General features: G+C 62.8%; 13 protein-coding genes. 8 read left to right on the forward strand and 5 right to left on the reverse strand.

What is annotated here, in order from left to right:
- Positions 1-7: 7 nt before the first annotated feature.
- From ABWV64_RS12140 to ccmI, 3 genes are read right to left on the reverse strand one after another with little or no spacing between them, the layout of a single operon-like run.
- Complete coding sequence (locus ABWV64_RS12140) at positions 8-259, reverse strand: DUF1289 domain-containing protein (protein ID WP_353345556.1); 252 nt, start codon at positions 257-259, stop codon at positions 8-10.
- Positions 256-732, reverse strand: a complete 477-nt coding sequence (gene ruvX, locus ABWV64_RS12145) for a Holliday junction resolvase RuvX (RefSeq protein WP_353345558.1) — start codon at positions 730-732, stop codon at positions 256-258. The genes ABWV64_RS12140 and ruvX overlap by 4 nt, the downstream gene beginning before the upstream one ends.
- Positions 729-1979 carry a c-type cytochrome biogenesis protein CcmI gene (gene ccmI, locus ABWV64_RS12150; RefSeq protein WP_353345560.1) on the reverse strand — a complete coding sequence of 417 codons (1251 nt, stop codon included), beginning with the start codon at positions 1977-1979 and terminating at the stop codon, positions 729-731. The genes ruvX and ccmI overlap by 4 nt, the downstream gene beginning before the upstream one ends.
- Before the next feature lie 222 nt (positions 1980-2201).
- On the opposite strand from ccmI, the gene ABWV64_RS12155 reads away from it, so the two are divergent.
- From ABWV64_RS12155 to rarD, 6 genes are all read left to right on the forward strand, one after another.
- On the forward strand, positions 2202-3446 hold the full coding sequence (locus tag ABWV64_RS12155; RefSeq protein WP_353345562.1) for a sarcosine oxidase subunit beta family protein: 1245 nt from the start codon (positions 2202-2204) through the stop codon (positions 3444-3446).
- A gap of 94 nt (positions 3447-3540) precedes the next feature.
- On the forward strand, positions 3541-3870 hold the full coding sequence (locus ABWV64_RS12160; RefSeq protein WP_353345564.1) for a sarcosine oxidase subunit delta: 330 nt from the start codon (positions 3541-3543) through the stop codon (positions 3868-3870).
- A gap of 46 nt (positions 3871-3916) precedes the next feature.
- Positions 3917-6928: a sarcosine oxidase subunit alpha family protein gene (locus tag ABWV64_RS12165; protein ID WP_353345566.1), complete on the forward strand. Its 3012-nt coding sequence runs from the start codon at positions 3917-3919 to the stop codon at positions 6926-6928.
- Positions 6921-7517 (forward strand): sarcosine oxidase subunit gamma, encoded by a 597-nt coding sequence (locus ABWV64_RS12170; protein WP_353345568.1) that lies wholly within the window; start codon positions 6921-6923, stop codon positions 7515-7517. Before ABWV64_RS12165 ends, ABWV64_RS12170 begins: the two co-directional genes overlap by 8 nt.
- Positions 7518-7724: 207 nt before the next feature.
- Entirely contained in the window at positions 7725-8324 is a 600-nt protein-coding gene (locus tag ABWV64_RS12175; RefSeq protein WP_353345570.1) for a superoxide dismutase, read from the forward strand.
- 143 nt (positions 8325-8467) lie between these two features.
- Positions 8468-9415, forward strand: a complete 948-nt coding sequence (gene rarD / locus ABWV64_RS12180; RefSeq protein ID WP_353345572.1) for an EamA family transporter RarD — start codon at positions 8468-8470, stop codon at positions 9413-9415.
- On the opposite strand, the gene ABWV64_RS12185 is transcribed toward rarD, so the two are convergent.
- Positions 9340-9912, reverse strand: coding sequence for an LOG family protein (locus tag ABWV64_RS12185; protein ID WP_353345574.1), 573 nt, complete (start codon positions 9910-9912; stop codon positions 9340-9342). The genes rarD and ABWV64_RS12185 overlap by 76 nt on opposite strands.
- A gap of 164 nt (positions 9913-10076) precedes the next feature.
- On the opposite strand from ABWV64_RS12185, the gene ABWV64_RS12190 reads away from it, so the two are divergent.
- Positions 10077-11984 carry a LysM peptidoglycan-binding domain-containing protein gene (locus ABWV64_RS12190; RefSeq protein ID WP_353345576.1) on the forward strand — a complete coding sequence of 636 codons (1908 nt, stop codon included), beginning with the start codon at positions 10077-10079 and terminating at the stop codon, positions 11982-11984.
- Between the two features lie 171 nt (positions 11985-12155).
- Positions 12156-13973, forward strand: coding sequence for an ABCB family ABC transporter ATP-binding protein/permease (locus tag ABWV64_RS12195; protein WP_353345578.1), 1818 nt, complete (start codon positions 12156-12158; stop codon positions 13971-13973).
- 78 nt (positions 13974-14051) lie between these two features.
- Here the strand turns inward: ABWV64_RS12195 and ABWV64_RS12200 are convergent, their stop codons facing one another.
- Positions 14052-14744: a hypothetical protein gene (locus tag ABWV64_RS12200; protein ID WP_353345580.1), complete on the reverse strand. Its 693-nt coding sequence runs from the start codon at positions 14742-14744 to the stop codon at positions 14052-14054.
- Positions 14745-14888 lie beyond the last annotated feature (144 nt).

The following is a 14888-nucleotide window of genomic DNA, read 5'->3' on the forward strand; positions in this document are numbered from 1 at the left end:
AAAACGCCTAGCCTTGGTCCTTGAGACGGGCGGCGCGCCCGCCGCGGCGTTTTTGCAAACGCGGGGCGCGGGTCGGCAAATCCTCCATGACCTGCGCCCGCGCCTCGGGGCTCATACGCGACCATTGGGTGATCTCGTCGATCGAGCGCAGGCAGCCGGTGCAAATCCGCTCTGCCGGATGGATCACACAGATATTGATACAAGGCGAGGCGATCTGCTCGCGCTGCCAGACGGTTTTGCTGGTCTTCGGATCACTCATCGGCTTGCCCCCAGATGTCCCAAACGGTCGAGCGCCCCTTGCAAGATATAAGAGGCGGCGATGTTGTCGATGACCTCGGCGCGGCGCGCGCGCGAGGCATCGGCCTCTAGCAGCGCGCGTTCGGCGGCAACGGTCGACAGGCGCTCGTCCCAATAGGTGATCGGCAGATCGCTCAGCCGCGCGAAATTGCGCGCAAAGGCGCGGGTTTTTTGGCACCGCGGGCCTTCGGAGCCGTCCATATTGCGCGGCAGGCCCAGAACGATGCCGCAAATCGCGCGGTGGGCGATAATCTCTTGCAACCGCGCCGCGTCCACAGTGAATTTCTTGCGCCGCACGGTCTCGAGCGGCGATGCGACCGAGCGCAGCCCGTCCGACACCGCCACCCCGATGGTTTTATCGCCAAAATCGAGGCCCAAAAGGGCGCCGACCGGCCCGCAAGCGGCGGCAAACTCTTGCATCTCTTCGCAAATCATTGTGCCACTCCGGCGCGCAGAGCCCCTTGGCGCACCTCTTCCAAGGCCTCGGGGCGGGCGGCGAAAATACTTTGCGCTTCGGTCCAGATCGCGCGCGCGCGCGCCGTCTCGCCCAAGACGCCATAGGCCGAGATCAGCCGCGCCCATTCGGCGGGGCTGCCGCCTTCTGTGGCCAGACGGCTGGAAAGCTGCGCCACCATGGCGCGCACCATCTCGTTGCGGTCTTCGGCGCTCATATCGCCCGCCGCTTCCACATCCTCGGCGCTTGGTCCCTTGAGCGCGCCGCCGCCCTCTTTGAACATCGGCGGCAGCGTATATTCGACCCCCGCCAAAAAGGCGATGTCCTCGATCCGCGCCGTGATGGGCGCGATCCACGGGGCGTCGGGGGGGCTGTCGTTGAGCAGGGCGCTCCATGTGCGAAAGGTCACATCGGGGCGGCCGGTTTGCAGCATCATCACGCCCATATAGAAGCGCGCGCCGCCATTGCGCGGATCACGCGCCAAAGCGGCGCGAAAGGCGGCCTCGGCCTCGGGCGAGACGCGGTTGCCCGCCGCGATGAACAGCAATTCGCCGTATGTGGTGTAATCCTCGGCGCTGGCGGTGTCGCCCTTGATCGACAGGACCTGCTCTTGCGCCTGATAAGCGGCGGTGTAATTGCCCAAGGCGGCCTCGTAGCCCGCGAGCATTTCATGCCCTTTCAAATCGCCAGGACGGCCCGCGACGGCGCTGCGCAACTGCTCCATCAATTTGGCATCGCGCTCGGGCAGGTTCATCGGCGGGCTGGGGGGCAGGGCGGCTTCCATCTGCGCTTGGCTGTCGCGGTTTTCGCGCAATTGCTTGGCCGCTTCGATCCGGCCCTTGAGCGGCAAATCATCGACGCCCACGGCGCCCATCGCCCGATACATCCAGATCGAGCCGCCAATCATACCGGCGGCGACCAAGGCCCCCGCGATGATATTGACCGCTTTGGGCGCGCCGCCGCCCGCGCCGCCCGATTGGGCGCGTCGCGCGGCATCGGCGGCCAGAATGCGGCGTTTGACTTCGGTGCGGGTGCGTTCGGCATCCTCCTCGCCGATCACCCCGCGCGCCAGATCGCGGTCGATCTCGGTCAATTGGTCGCGGTAAACGTTGATGTCAAAGGCCGCAGGGGCCTCGACCCCTTCGAGCGCACGCCCGCGCAGCATCGCCGCAATAAGGGCCAATGCGACCGCAACCGCGATCAACGCCGAGATGAGCCAAAATGTCATAGTGCCTCCGTTTCCGTCCTTTCCATCTAATCTGCATGGGCCGTGCGCAAAAGGCTAAATTGCCGCAGCGCTGCGCCATGTCGCAACTGGACCAGAAAAGGGCGCTCGCAAACGGGGCCGGTTTGGCGCATCGCGTCAGATAGGAAGAAACGCGCGCGCCCTCTGGCAGCGGGCGCCAAATGCGCTAAGCTGCGGCTTGGGACCTGTTCGGAAAGTGAGCCGATGAAACGATATTCTGCCTTTGCCGTTGCCCGCGAGGCGCTGCGCTTCCATAGCGGTTGGGAGCGCGCGTGGCGCTCGCCCGAGCCGAAGAAACGCTATGATGTGATCATCGTCGGGGCAGGCGGGCATGGTTTGGCCACGGCCTATTACCTTGGAAAAAATTTCGGCATCACCAATGTGGCGGTGCTTGAAAAAGGATGGCTGGGCGGCGGCAATACGGGGCGCAACACCACGATTATCCGCTCCAATTACCTGCAAGACCCCTCGGCGGCGATCTATGAAAAGGCCCGCTCGCTCTATGAGACCATGAGCCAAGACCTCAATTACAACGTGATGTTTTCCCCGCGCGGGGTGATCATGTTGGCGCAGACCCATCACGAGGTGCGCGGATACCAGCGCACCGCCTATGCCAACAACCTGCAAGGGGTCGAGACGCAATTCATCGGCCCCGATAAGGTCAAGGAGCTATGCCCGATCATCTCGCTTGACGGGCCGCGCTATCCGGTTCTGGGCGGGCTGTGGCAACCGCGCGGCGGCACCGCGCGCCACGATGCGGTGGCATGGGGCTATGCGCGTGCCTGCTCAGATATGGGCATGGATATCATCCAGCAATGCGAGGTCACGGGCATTCGCAAGGACGGCGGCAAGGTGGTCGGCGTCGACACCACCAAAGGCGCGATGGATTGCGGGCAATTGGGATTGGTCGTCGCGGGGCATTCGGGGGTTCTGGCCGATATGGCGGGCTTTCGCTTGCCGGTGGAATCGCTGGCGCTGCAGGCCTTGGTTTCCGAGCCGATCAAACCTTGCATGGATGTGGTGATCATGGCCAATACGGTCCACGGCTATATGAGCCAATCGGACAAGGGCGAGATGGTGATCGGCGGCGGCACCGACGGGTGCAACAACTACACCCAACGCGGCAGCTTCCACCATATCGAGGAAACCGTGCGCGCGCTGATCGAAACCTTCCCGATGATCTCGCGGCTCAAGATGCTGCGCCAATGGGGCGGGATCGTCGATATGACCGGCGACCGCTCGCCGATCCTGTCCAAGACCCCTGTCGAGGGGGTGTTTGTGAACTGCGGCTGGGGCACCGGCGGGTTCAAAGCGATCCCCGGATCGGGATGGGCGATGGCGGAATTGATGGCCAAGGGCCATTCGCCCCTGACCGAAGAATTTTCCATGTTCCGCTTTCGCGAAGGCAAATTCATCGACGAAAGCGTCGCGGCGGGGGTGGCACATTGATGTTCGCGATTGTGAGACGGTCCGGCCCCTGCGGCTTTGTCGCCCGACCTTGTGATCTGGATGCGGGCAAACCCTCGCGCAAGGAGGCCCGCCCATGCTGACCCTCAAATGCCCCTATTGCGGCGTTATGGCCGACGAGACAGAGCTTTCCGCTGGCGGCGAGGCGCATCTCAAGCGCTTCGGCCCTGACAGCACGCCCGAGCAGTTCGAAGCCTATCTGTTCGCCCGCGAAAATCCCAAAGGCGTGCATTTCGAGCGCTGGCGCCATGCCAATGGCTGCGGCAAGTGGTTTCATGCGGCGCGCTGCACCATGACGCTCGAGGTCTTTGGCACCTATAGCGCGCAGGTCACCGAGCCGCCGCAAGAGATCCGCGATGCGATCAGCGCAAAACGCCCCGACTGGCGGTGGAGAGAGTTCTCGTGACCGCCGCCCAGCACCCAACCCGTTCCCGACCGAAGGCATGCAAGCAATGAGCACCCGTCTGGCCACTGGCGGCCGCCTGATCGATCACGGCAGGCCGATGACATTTACCTTTAACGGCAAAGAGATGCAGGGATTTGCCGGTGATACGCTGGCCTCGGCTTTGCTTGCCAATGACCAGATGCTGGTCGGGCGCTCGTTCAAATATCACCGCCCGCGCGGTATTGTCGCCAGCGGCGCCGAAGAGCCGAACGCTTTGGTCGGGCTGGGGAAAGACGGGACGTTCGAGCCGAACCAGCGCGCCACCACGACCGAGCTTTTCGATGGGCTGGAAAGTCAGAGCCAGAACCATTGGCCGAGCCTCGACTATGACATCGGCGCGGTGAACAAATACCTCGGGCGGGTGCTGCCTGCGGGGTTCTATTACAAGATGTTCCTCTACCCGCGCGCCTTTTGGAAACATGTCTATGAGCCGTTCATCCGCCAATCTGCGGGGCTTGGCAAAGCGCCGCAGGACCGCGACGCCGATACCTACGAGCATTTCCACGCCCATGTGGATGTCTTGGTCATCGGCGGCGGGATCGCGGGGCTGCAAGCGGCCAAAACCGCAGGGCAGGCGGGGGCCAAGGTTCTGCTGATCGAGCAGAGCGCCCATTGGGGCGGACGCGCGCCCGTCGATGGCGGCGTGGTCGATGGCAAACCCGTCGGCGCGTTTATCGACGATGTGATTGCCGAACTGGAGACGATGGAGAACGTCACCTTGCGCCTGCGCACCATGGGCGCGGGGGTCTATGACCACGGCTATGTTCTGGGTTATGAGCGGCTGGGCGATCATGCGCCTGATGCGCAGGGCCCGCGCCACCGTTTGTGGCGTATCCGCGCCGCCCGCACCATCACCGCCACGGGGGCGATAGAGCGGCCTTTGTCCTTTGCGGGCAATGACATACCCGGTGTGATGCTGGCCTCGGCTGTGCGCGATTACGCGGTGAATTTCGGGGTCAGCGTTGGCGATCGCACCTTGGTTGTGACCAATAATGATGATGGCTATCGCACCGCGATTGCGCTCAAAAACCTCGGCCTTGACGTGCCTGCGGTGATCGACGCGCGCCCTGCGGGCGGCGGCGCATTGGCGAGCGAGGCGGCCAATCTCGGCATCCGGATCGAAACCGGCAAGGCCGTGGCCAAGGCGCTGGGCGGCAAGCGCGTGACCGGCGCGGCGATCTGCGCCCAAGCGGGCACGGGCAGCGTCGACGAAGAGATCGACTGCGATTGCATCGCCATGGCGGGGGGCTGGTCTCCGGTGGTGCACCTGTGGTCGCATTGCGGCGGCAAGCTGACGTGGGATGCCGATCACGCGTTTTTCCGCCCCGACACCGACCGACCGCCCCTTGGCGCGGACGGGCAGGGATTTGTCTTGGCCGCAGGCAGCGCCAACGGCGCGCTGGACCTCGCGATTGCCTTGGCCGATGCCGATTACGCGGGCCGCAAGGCCGCCGAGGCCGCAGGCCATAAGCCCAAACGCGGCGGCCCGCCCGAGGCCGAGCAAACCGGCGATGCGCCGATCCTGCCCGTGTGGCATATGCCCGAAGGCGCGGGCGAGAAGCTGCGCGCGAAGACTTGGCTGGATTTTCAGAACGATGTCAAAGTCACCGATGTGCAACTGGCCGCGCGCGAGGGGTTCGAAAGCGTCGAGCATACCAAACGCTACACCACATTGGGCATGGCGACGGATCAAGGAAAATTGAGCAATATCAACGGTCTTGCGGTCTTGTCGGATGCGCTTGGGCAACCTATTCCCGCCACCGGCACCACTACATTCCGCCCGCCCTATACGCCGATCTCGATGGGCGCGATTGCGGGCGAGGCGCGCGGCGATCTGTTCCAACCGCTGCGCCGCACCCCGATGCATGACTGGCACGAGGCGAACGGTGCGCATTGGGAGCCGGTCGGCCAATGGCGCCGGCCCTATTGCTATCTGAAGGGCGAGGAAACCCCCGCCGATGCCGTCAGCCGCGAGGTCAAAACCGTGCGCGACAGCCTCGGGCTTCTGGATGCCTCGACCCTTGGTAAAATCATCGTCAAAGGCCCCGATGCGGGCCGGTTCCTCGACATGATGTATACCAATATGATGAGCACTCTGGGCATCGGCAAATGCCGTTATGGGTTGATGTGCAACGAGAACGGATTCTTGATCGATGACGGCGTCGTGGCGCGCATCGACGAGCAGACTTGGCTTTGCCACACCACCACCGGCGGGGCCGATCACATCCATGCCCATATGGAAGAATGGCTGCAAACCGAATGGTGGGATTGGAAGGTTTACACCGCCAATGTCACCGAACAATGGGCGCAAATCGCCGTCGTCGGACCCAACGCGCGCAAGCTTTTGGAGAAACTCACCGACGCGGACCTCAGCGCCGAGGCCTTTCCTTTCATGACGTGGAAAGACGTGACGCTAGGTCGCGTCACTGCGAGAGTGTTTCGAATTTCTTTCTCCGGTGAGTTGAGTTATGAAGTGGCTGTACCTGCTGGAACTGGGCGCGCCATATGGAGTGAGTTGCTGGCGGGTGGGGAAGAGTTTGGCGCGACCACCTACGGCACCGAAGCACTGCATGTGCTTCGGGCCGAAAAGGGGTTCATCATGATCGGCGATGAGACCGACGGCACCGTCACGCCGCAAGACCTTTGCCTGAATTGGGCAATTTCCAAGAAAAAACAAGACTTTATCGGTAAGCGCGGACAGATGCGCAGCCATCTGAGCGATCCCAAACGTTGGCGGCTGGTGGGGCTGCAAACGCTTGATGGGTCGGTCCTGCCCGATGGCGCCTATGCCGCAACGCAGGGGCGCAACGCCAATGGGCAACGCACGACCATCGGGCGGGTGACCTCGACCTATTACTCCCCGACGCTAAAGCGGGGAATCGCCATGGGATTGGTCGAAAACGGGCCCGAGCGCATGGGCGATGTGATCGGCTTCCCGATGCTCGACGGCACGGTGCAGCAGGTGCGCATCGTCGATCCCGTGCAATATGACCCAGCAGGGGAGAAGCAAAATGTCTGACGCAAGCCAAGCCCGTAGCGCGCTTGAAGGGGCCTCGGCGCGCGGATTTGCGCGGGTCGAAGAGATCGGATTGCGCGGTGCGATTGTGCTGCGCGGCGATTTGTCCTCCTCGGCGGTCAAAAACGTGGCCACGGGGATCGGCGGCGTCGATATGCCCGGCGAGTTGGGCATCAACCTTGTCGAGGAGCGCGCGGTTGCGTGGATGTCGCCGGACGAGCTTTTGCTGATGATGCCCTACGGCGAGGTCGAGACCGCGCTGGTGCAAATCTCCAAGACCTTGAAGAAAAAGCACTATCTGGCCGAGAATGTTTCGGACGCGCGGGCGGGATTTATCGTCAGCGGCCCGCAGGCGCGCGAGGTTCTGGCCAAATTGACCCCCGTTGACATGAGCCCCGACGCCTTTGCCAAAGGCACGGTGCGCCGCTCGAAATTGGGGCAGGTGCCTGCGGCGTTTTGGATCAATGACGAAGGCGATATCGAAGTGATCTGCTTTCGCTCGGTGGCACAATATGTCTTTGACCTATTGGCGAATGCCGCGAAAACCGGCAGCGAAGTGGGGTGTTTTGCCCCGTCGAAGTCGCCCGAATGATTCTCTATATAGCACGAATAGGTCGAATTTACCCTCACTATTGAGGGGAAAAATTGTCTAAATCATGCATTTGTCGGCGTTTTGCGCATTGCCCTTCGGAATTGCGCGCATATCGGAATTGCGCCCGATTGGGGCTTGACCTCACCGGCGCTGCACTACCATCTAACGCATATCGCATTTACACCATTCAAAGAGGGGGCCTGAACAATGGCTTTTGAACTTCCCGATCTTCCCTATGCCCATGACGCGCTTGCCGGTCTTGGCATGTCGGCGGAAACTTTCGAGTATCACCACGATATCCACCACAAGGCCTATGTCGACAACGGCAACAAGCTGATCGAGGGCACCGAATGGGCCGGTAAATCGGTCGAAGAGATCGTCAAGGGCACCTATCAATCCGGCGCCGTGGCGCAAAACGGCATCTTCAACAACGCTTCGCAGCATTGGAACCACACCCAGTTTTGGGAAATGATGGGGCCGGGTGGCAACACCATGCCCAGCGAGCTGGAAAAAGCCATCATCGACAGCTTTGGCTCGGTCGATAAATTCAAAGACGATTTCGCCGCTGCGGGTGCGGGTCAATTCGGCTCCGGCTGGGCATGGCTGGTCAAGGACACTGATGGCGGCCTCAAGGTCACCAAAACCGAAAACGGCGTGAACCCCTTGTGCTTTGGGCAAACCGCGCTCTTGGGTTGCGATGTGTGGGAGCACAGCTACTACATTGATTTCCGTAACAAACGTCCGGCTTACCTGTCCAATTTCTTGGACAAGCTGGTGAACTGGGACAACGTCGCCTCGCGTCTGTGAGCCTGCACTACCGAGATGTTCAAACCCGCCGGAGCGTTGCTTTGGCGGGTTTTTTGCGCCTGCGCCCCCGTATTTGTCCCATGGCGATTCTTCTTGGGCCTGCCGCCCCCGCGCGGTAGAGCGGTAGGGCAAAAGGAGCGCCCATGACCCCCAACCCAATCGCCGATCGCGCCGCCAAATCCGGCGTCTTTGCCTTGATCGCGACCTGCACGATTTGGGGATTGTCGTCGATATACTACAAACAACTGGCCCATGTGCCGCCCATCGAGGTTCTGGCCCATCGCACGCTTTGGTCCTTGGTGTTCTTTTTGGTCATCTTGCTGCTGCAGAGGCGTTTGGGCACGCTGCGCGAGGGGCTGCGCGGGCGGCGGCAGATCGCCACCATCGGCTTTGCCGCGCTGATGATCTCGGCCAATTGGTTCGGCTTTATCTGGGCCGTCGGGGCGGGCCATGCGACCGAGGCCTCCTTGGGCTACTATATCTTTCCGCTGGTGGCCGTGCTTTTGGGGCGGCTGGTGTTTGGCGAAAGCCTTGCGCCGCTGCAATGGGCGGCGGTGGCCTTGGCGGCTCTGGCGGTGGCGGGGCTGACGTGGGGGCTTGGGGTTGCGCCTTGGATTTCCTTCATGTTGTCCATCACCTTTGGTCTCTACGGCCTTGTTAAGAAAAGCTTAAACCTTGGTCCGGTGGTTTCGGTCGCCGCCGAGGTTTTGCTGCTTGCGCCCGTCGCGATTGCGGTGCTGTGGTTGGCGCATTCGGGTCGGATCAGCGGCGGCGGCGCCTTTGGCGGCAACCTGCATGATACGGTGATGTTGATGCTCTCGGGGCCGTTGACGGGTGTGCCCTTGATGCTGTTTTCCTTTGCGGCGCGGCGGGTGCGCATGTCCACGGTCGGCGTGGTGCAATACATCAATCCGACCTTGCAATTCCTTGTCGCCACGTTGCTTTTTGCCGAAGTCTTCACCCTTTGGCACGCCATGGCCTTTCCGGTGATCTGGCTGGCGCTGGCGCTTTACTCTTACGCCAATATCTCCCGCGAACGGGCCTCCAAAGCGGCGCTCAGGGCGGCAACATCGGGCATCTCCTCGACATAATCCAAAAGTGACGCATCGGCGAAACCTTCGGCGATCACATGTTGCATAAGCTGCATCAAGGGCGTCCAATAGCTTGCCGTATTCAATAGGAAAATCGGTTTTGAATGCAGGCCGAGCTGCCGCCATGTGAGGACTTCGAAAAACTCGTCGAGCGATCCCGCCCCGCCAGGCAAAACGACAATCGCATCCGAATTCATATACATGACCTTTTTGCGCTCATGCATGTTTTCGGTGACGATATATTGGGTCAGATCGGTTTTCCCCACCTCCCAATCCAACAGATGTTGCGGGATGACGCCAAAGGTTGCGCCGCCGCCGGTCTGCGCGGCGCGCGCCACCGCGCCCATCAACCCCACGTCCCCCGCGCCATAGACCAGACGCCATCCCTTGGCCGCGAGCGCTTGGCCGACTGCCGTCGCGGCGGTTTCATATTCGGGACGCGCGCCGCTGCGCGAGCCGCAATAGACGCAGACGGAAAAGACGGGTTTTGTCGACATGGCGTGATCCTTTGGGCGAGGGGCGCGGCGAGGTGCGCGCCGATGTGAAAACAAATGGCTTTTGACCGCTCATAGCCTTGTTGTTATGCTGGCTCAACTGCGCAAAGCGCAAGTGAGGTGCCGGTGAACAGGTGCAATACAATATCTTGGGGGAGACGGGCGATATGACAGACGGATCAAAGGGCGGCTCCGGCGGCGCGCAATCGCCCTCAAAGGGCACCAAACTGGCGATTGTGGCTGTGGTCGTATCGGGGGCCGTGATGCTTTGGCTGTTCGGGAAGGACACGCGCGAGGCAAGCCGCAGCGCGGCGGTCCCGGCGCAGCAAACCGGCGCGCAATCTGGTGCGCCAAGCGGCCAAGTCGCGCCGCCCCAATCCGCCCGATCCGGCGCTACGCCCGACGCGTCACAAAGCGATGTTGCGGCGCAAAGCGCCAGCGAGACCGTGCAGGCCGCGACTGACAACGCGACAGATAGCACGACAGATAACGCGGCGGGCAGCGCGCAAGATGCAGGGCAAGGCGCTGCCACAGAACAGGCCGCGGCATCTGACGCGACTGAGGCGACTGCGGCGCAGGAGGGCACAGAGCAGGGCCAATCCGCCGCGCCGCAAGCTCAAAGCGATCTGGCCACTGCACCCGATCAGGCGTCACCGCAGCCCCCCGAGACTTCGGCGCAGGGCGGCGAGGAGAAGGGCATGGCATCCGCCCAGCCGCCTTCCTTTGATGTGGTGCGGATCGAGCCGAACGGCGCGGCTTTGATCGCGGGGCGCGCGGGTGCGGGCGAGGTGTTGCGCATCATGGCAGGCGACAGGGTCTTGAGCGAAGTCACCGCCGATGCCTCGGGCCGCTTTGTCGCCTTTGCGCAGATCGCCGATATGGCGGCGGGGCAGGTGCTCGGGCTGGAGGTCGAGCGTGGCGGATCGGTGCTGCGCTCGGCGGGGCAGGTGATCGTCGCGCCGCGCCAGCCGCAGGTGGCACAGGCAGAAAGTCCGGCAGGGAATGCCGTTCAGGGTATTGATAAGAAAGGCGAAAACTCTGGCGGTGCGAGCGCGGAGCAAGGTGGCGAGCCAACGGCCGAGCAGAGCGCGCAGGGCAGCCCCGAGCAAAGCGCGCAGCAAAGCGCAGCGCCCGCAGATACCGCTCCGGCGGTGTTGATATCCGATGCGGCGGGGCTGCGCGTGTTGCAACCGGCCGAGCGCCCCGAAAGCGGCGTCTCGCTTGATGTGATCAGCTACCGCGACGACGGGGCGGTGCGCCTTGCGGGGCAGGGCACGGCGGGCGGGCGGCTGCGGGTCTATCTCGACAGTCGCGCCGTGGCCGAGGCGCAGATCGGCGGGGATGGCGCGTGGCAATTGGATATCGAAGGCATTGATAGCGGGATTTATACGCTGCGGGTGGATCATCTGGCGGCGGATGGCACGGTGATCAGCCGCGTCGAGACCCCGTTCAAACGCGAAGCCCCCGCGCGCATCGCCAGCGCGGCGCAGCAAGCCGCCGAAGCAGCAACGCGGGCCGAACCGCAGAGCGCGCAAGAGACGTCGCAGGCCTCCGGCGCAGCGGGCGCCGCGGCCCAAGAGGGCAGCGCGCCCGCACAGGCGCCGCAAGATCAAACCGCAGCTGCGCAGACCGCGCAAACATCGACAAGCGCCGCGACGGCAAGGAGCGAGGGGGATGGAGACACCCAGAGCGCCGCGACTGCAAATGCGCCCGAAACCCCGCCCGTGACGGCTTCTGTATCGGCGTCGGGCGGCCAGAACAGCGCGCAACAGGCCGCAACGCCGCCCGCAGAGCCCGAGCAAGAACAGGCCAGCGTCGCAGCCCAAGACCCCACGGCCAAACCGGCTTCGACAACGGCCTCGACACCAGCCTCGACACTGGCTCCGGCACCCGCCGCCGCGCCCACGCAATTGCGTGTTGTCACCGTTCAACCTGGATCGACGCTTTGGGAAATCTCGTCGCAAAACTACGGGGAGGGCGTCGAATATATGCGTATTTTCAATGCCAACCGCGCCCAGATCCGCGATCCCGACCTCATCTATCCTGGGCAGGTGTTCGACATCCCAGTTGAATAAGGCCGCGCGAAAAGGGCCGCGCGGGAGGCGCGGCGACGCGAAGCTGTGCTAATCACGGGGCGGCTCTGGCCTTTGCGCGCCTTGGGGCTTATCTGTGAGCGGGACCCCGCGCCTTATGGGCGCAGGTCAACCCGCACAGCCCTCTAGCCCGCCAGTTGCGAAAGATCCCAGATGCGCAGACGCCACGCCACATTGACCACCACCGAGGCCCCCAAAAACGCCATGCGCACGGTGCGGCGGGTCATGCCCTATCTGTGGCCCGATGAGGCCCCTTGGGTCAAACAGCGCGTGGTGCTGGCCATGGCGATGTTGGTGATTGCCAAATTGATCATCGTCGCCACGCCGTTTTTCTATAAATCCGCGGTTGATCATTTGAGCGGCGAGAGCGCCGATGCGGGCATGCTTTTGGGCTTTGGCGCAGTCGGGCTCACGGTGGCCTATGGCATGGCGCGGCTCATGGGCAACGGGTTCCAACAATTGCGCGATGCGATTTTCGCGCGGGTCGGGCAACGGGCCTTGCGGATGCTGGCGCTTGAAACCTTCACCCATATCCACCGCCTGTCGATGCGCTATCACATCAGCCGCAAGACCGGCGGTTTGAGCCGCATCATGGAGCGCGGGGTCAAGGGCGTCGAATTCCTGTTGCGGTTCTTGCTCTTCTCCATCGGGCCGCTGATTTTGGAGCTGGTGATGGTGGCCGCGGTTTTGGCGGTGGTTTTCGACATCTGGTATCTGGTGGTCGTCGTGGGGGTGATTGCCGCCTATGTTGCCTTTACCTTCAAGGTCACCGAATGGCGCGTGGCACTGCGCAAGGAAATGAACGACCAAGACACCGACGCCAACCAAAAGGCGATCGACAGCTTGCTCAATTTCGAGACGGTGAAATATTTCGGCGCCGAGGCGCGCGAGGCGGCGCGCTATGACAGGGCGATGGAGCGCTATGCCGAGGCGGCGGTGCGCACCTCTTTGTCCTTGGCGTTTTTGAATTTCGGTCAGGCGCTGCTGATCACGGCGGGGTTGGTCACGGTGATGGTCATGGCGGCGATGGGGGTGCAGGCGGGCACGCTCACGGTCGGCGATTTTGTGATGGTCAACGCCTATATGATCCAGATCACCATGCCGCTGAACTTCCTTGGCACCGTATACCGCGAAATCCGGCAGGCCTTGGTCGATATGGGCGATATGTTCTTGCTGCTTGACCAGCCTTCCGAAGTCACCGACCGCGACGGCGCAGGTGCGCTCAAGGTGGGCGGGGCCGCGGTGAGCTTGGAGGATGTGCGCTTTGCCTATGACCCCGAGCGCCCGATCCTCAAAGGCGTGTCCCTCACGGTGCCAGCGGGCAAGACCTTGGCCTTGGTCGGGCCGTCGGGAGGCGGAAAATCCACCATCGGGCGGCTGCTCTTTCGCTTTTATGACGTCACCGGCGGGGCCATTCGCATCGACGGGCAAGACATCCGCGATGTGACCCAAGACAGCCTGCACGCCGCCATCGGCGTGGTGCCGCAAGATACGGTGCTGTTCAACGATACGATCCGCTATAACATCGCCTATGGCCGCGATGGCGCGACACAAGACGAGATCGTCGCCGCCGCCCGCGATGCGCAAATCCATGATTTCGTGATGTCCCTGCCCGAAGGCTATGACACCCAAGTGGGCGAGCGCGGGCTCAAGCTGTCGGGCGGCGAGAAACAGCGCGTCGGCATTGCCCGCACCTTGCTCAAAGACCCTGCGATCTTGCTTTTGGACGAGGCGACCTCGGCGCTGGATACGCAAACCGAGACCGAAATCCAAAGCGCCTTGGCGCGCGCGGGGCAGGGGCGCACGGTGATCACCATCGCGCACCGCCTGTCGACCATTGCCGAGGCCGATGAGATTGTCGTGCTGGAGGCCGGAGAGATCGCCGAACAAGGCACACATGCCGAGCTTTTGGCGCGTCAGGGCCGCTATTGGCAGCTGTGGCAACGCCAAGCCAATGAGGAGGCGGCCTAGGCGCTTTGCGGCGCAGCATATGCACGCGCAATAAGGCAGGCCCGCTTATGGGGCCCGCCTTTGGTGTCTTTGCGCGCGTCAGGCCGCTTTGGCTTTGGCTTTGCGCCGCTTGCCGAAGGCCATGGCCCCAAGCCCCGACAAAAGCATCAAAGCCGGCGCGGGCAGCGGCACCGCAGGGGCCACATCGGCCACGGTGATCGAGGCCGCGAGGCTTTCGCCCGAGCCAAGCCCGACCTCGCCGACAAACAGATAGAGCGAAGGCCCGACCAGAATTTCGGGATCGAAGAGCGCGGTCAATTCGCCCCCGTCGCCCAAGGTCAGCGAACCGGCGCCAAAGAAGATCGCATCAAAGGTGTCGAGCGTGGCAAAGGCTTCGTCGACGCTATTGGCCGAGGCCGACCCGTTGGTCGGGCCGGTGGTGTTGGAGGCCAAGCCGCCCGCGCGCAATGTGCCCGCCGAGAAGGTAAAGCCGCTGGCGTAATATTGGTCGCCCACCGTGGTCGCATCGCCGTCCACATCAAGGAAGATCGCATCGAGATCAAAGCCGGAATAGGCCCCCGGAGAGCCGCCGACGCCGCTGTTGGAATCGGTGACCGTGATGGCGGCAATCTCGCTCAGGCCAAGGCCGGTGAGATCGGCGCGAAACATCGTTGTGCCGCTCGCCCCTGGGGCTGCGCCTTCATTGGTGAGGGTTGCCGATACGCTGGCCGCATGGCTGGCGCTGGCCGCGCAGGTGATTGTCGCCGCTAGAAAAATTGACTTAATGGTCATGAGTAAACTCCTGAAAATAGATGTGCAAAAACCGGACGTAACCCGCCCCGCAGTCTTGAATATTGGTAAGTGGCCGACTGAAATATCGCGGCGAGGTCTTTAAAATAAATCGGTTGTCCGATGGCATGATGCTTGCGCAGCATG

Source organism: Litorivita sp. NS0012-18, from assembly GCF_040371945.1.
GTDB lineage: Bacteria > Pseudomonadota > Alphaproteobacteria > Rhodobacterales > Rhodobacteraceae > Litorivita.

What these genes read in the sequence shown, in the direction of transcription:
- ABWV64_RS12140 (WP_353345556.1), bottom strand. Translation starts at nt 259, where the DNA reads ATGAGTGATCCGAAGACCAGCAAAACCGTCTGGCAGCGCGAGCAGATC.
- ruvX (WP_353345558.1), bottom strand. Translation starts at nt 732, where the DNA reads ATGATTTGCGAAGAGATGCAAGAGTTTGCCGCCGCTTGCGGGCCGGTC.
- ccmI (WP_353345560.1), bottom strand. Translation starts at nt 1,979, where the DNA reads ATGACATTTTGGCTCATCTCGGCGTTGATCGCGGTTGCGGTCGCATTG.
- ABWV64_RS12155 (WP_353345562.1), top strand. Translation starts at nt 2,202, where the DNA reads ATGAAACGATATTCTGCCTTTGCCGTTGCCCGCGAGGCGCTGCGCTTC.
- ABWV64_RS12160 (WP_353345564.1), top strand. Translation starts at nt 3,541, where the DNA reads ATGCTGACCCTCAAATGCCCCTATTGCGGCGTTATGGCCGACGAGACA.
- ABWV64_RS12165 (WP_353345566.1), top strand. Translation starts at nt 3,917, where the DNA reads ATGAGCACCCGTCTGGCCACTGGCGGCCGCCTGATCGATCACGGCAGG.
- ABWV64_RS12170 (WP_353345568.1), top strand. Translation starts at nt 6,921, where the DNA reads ATGTCTGACGCAAGCCAAGCCCGTAGCGCGCTTGAAGGGGCCTCGGCG.
- ABWV64_RS12175 (WP_353345570.1), top strand. Translation starts at nt 7,725, where the DNA reads ATGGCTTTTGAACTTCCCGATCTTCCCTATGCCCATGACGCGCTTGCC.
- rarD (WP_353345572.1), top strand. Translation starts at nt 8,468, where the DNA reads ATGACCCCCAACCCAATCGCCGATCGCGCCGCCAAATCCGGCGTCTTT.
- ABWV64_RS12185 (WP_353345574.1), bottom strand. Translation starts at nt 9,912, where the DNA reads ATGTCGACAAAACCCGTCTTTTCCGTCTGCGTCTATTGCGGCTCGCGC.
- ABWV64_RS12190 (WP_353345576.1), top strand. Translation starts at nt 10,077, where the DNA reads ATGACAGACGGATCAAAGGGCGGCTCCGGCGGCGCGCAATCGCCCTCA.
- ABWV64_RS12195 (WP_353345578.1), top strand. Translation starts at nt 12,156, where the DNA reads ATGCGCAGACGCCACGCCACATTGACCACCACCGAGGCCCCCAAAAAC.
- ABWV64_RS12200 (WP_353345580.1), bottom strand. Translation starts at nt 14,744, where the DNA reads ATGACCATTAAGTCAATTTTTCTAGCGGCGACAATCACCTGCGCGGCC.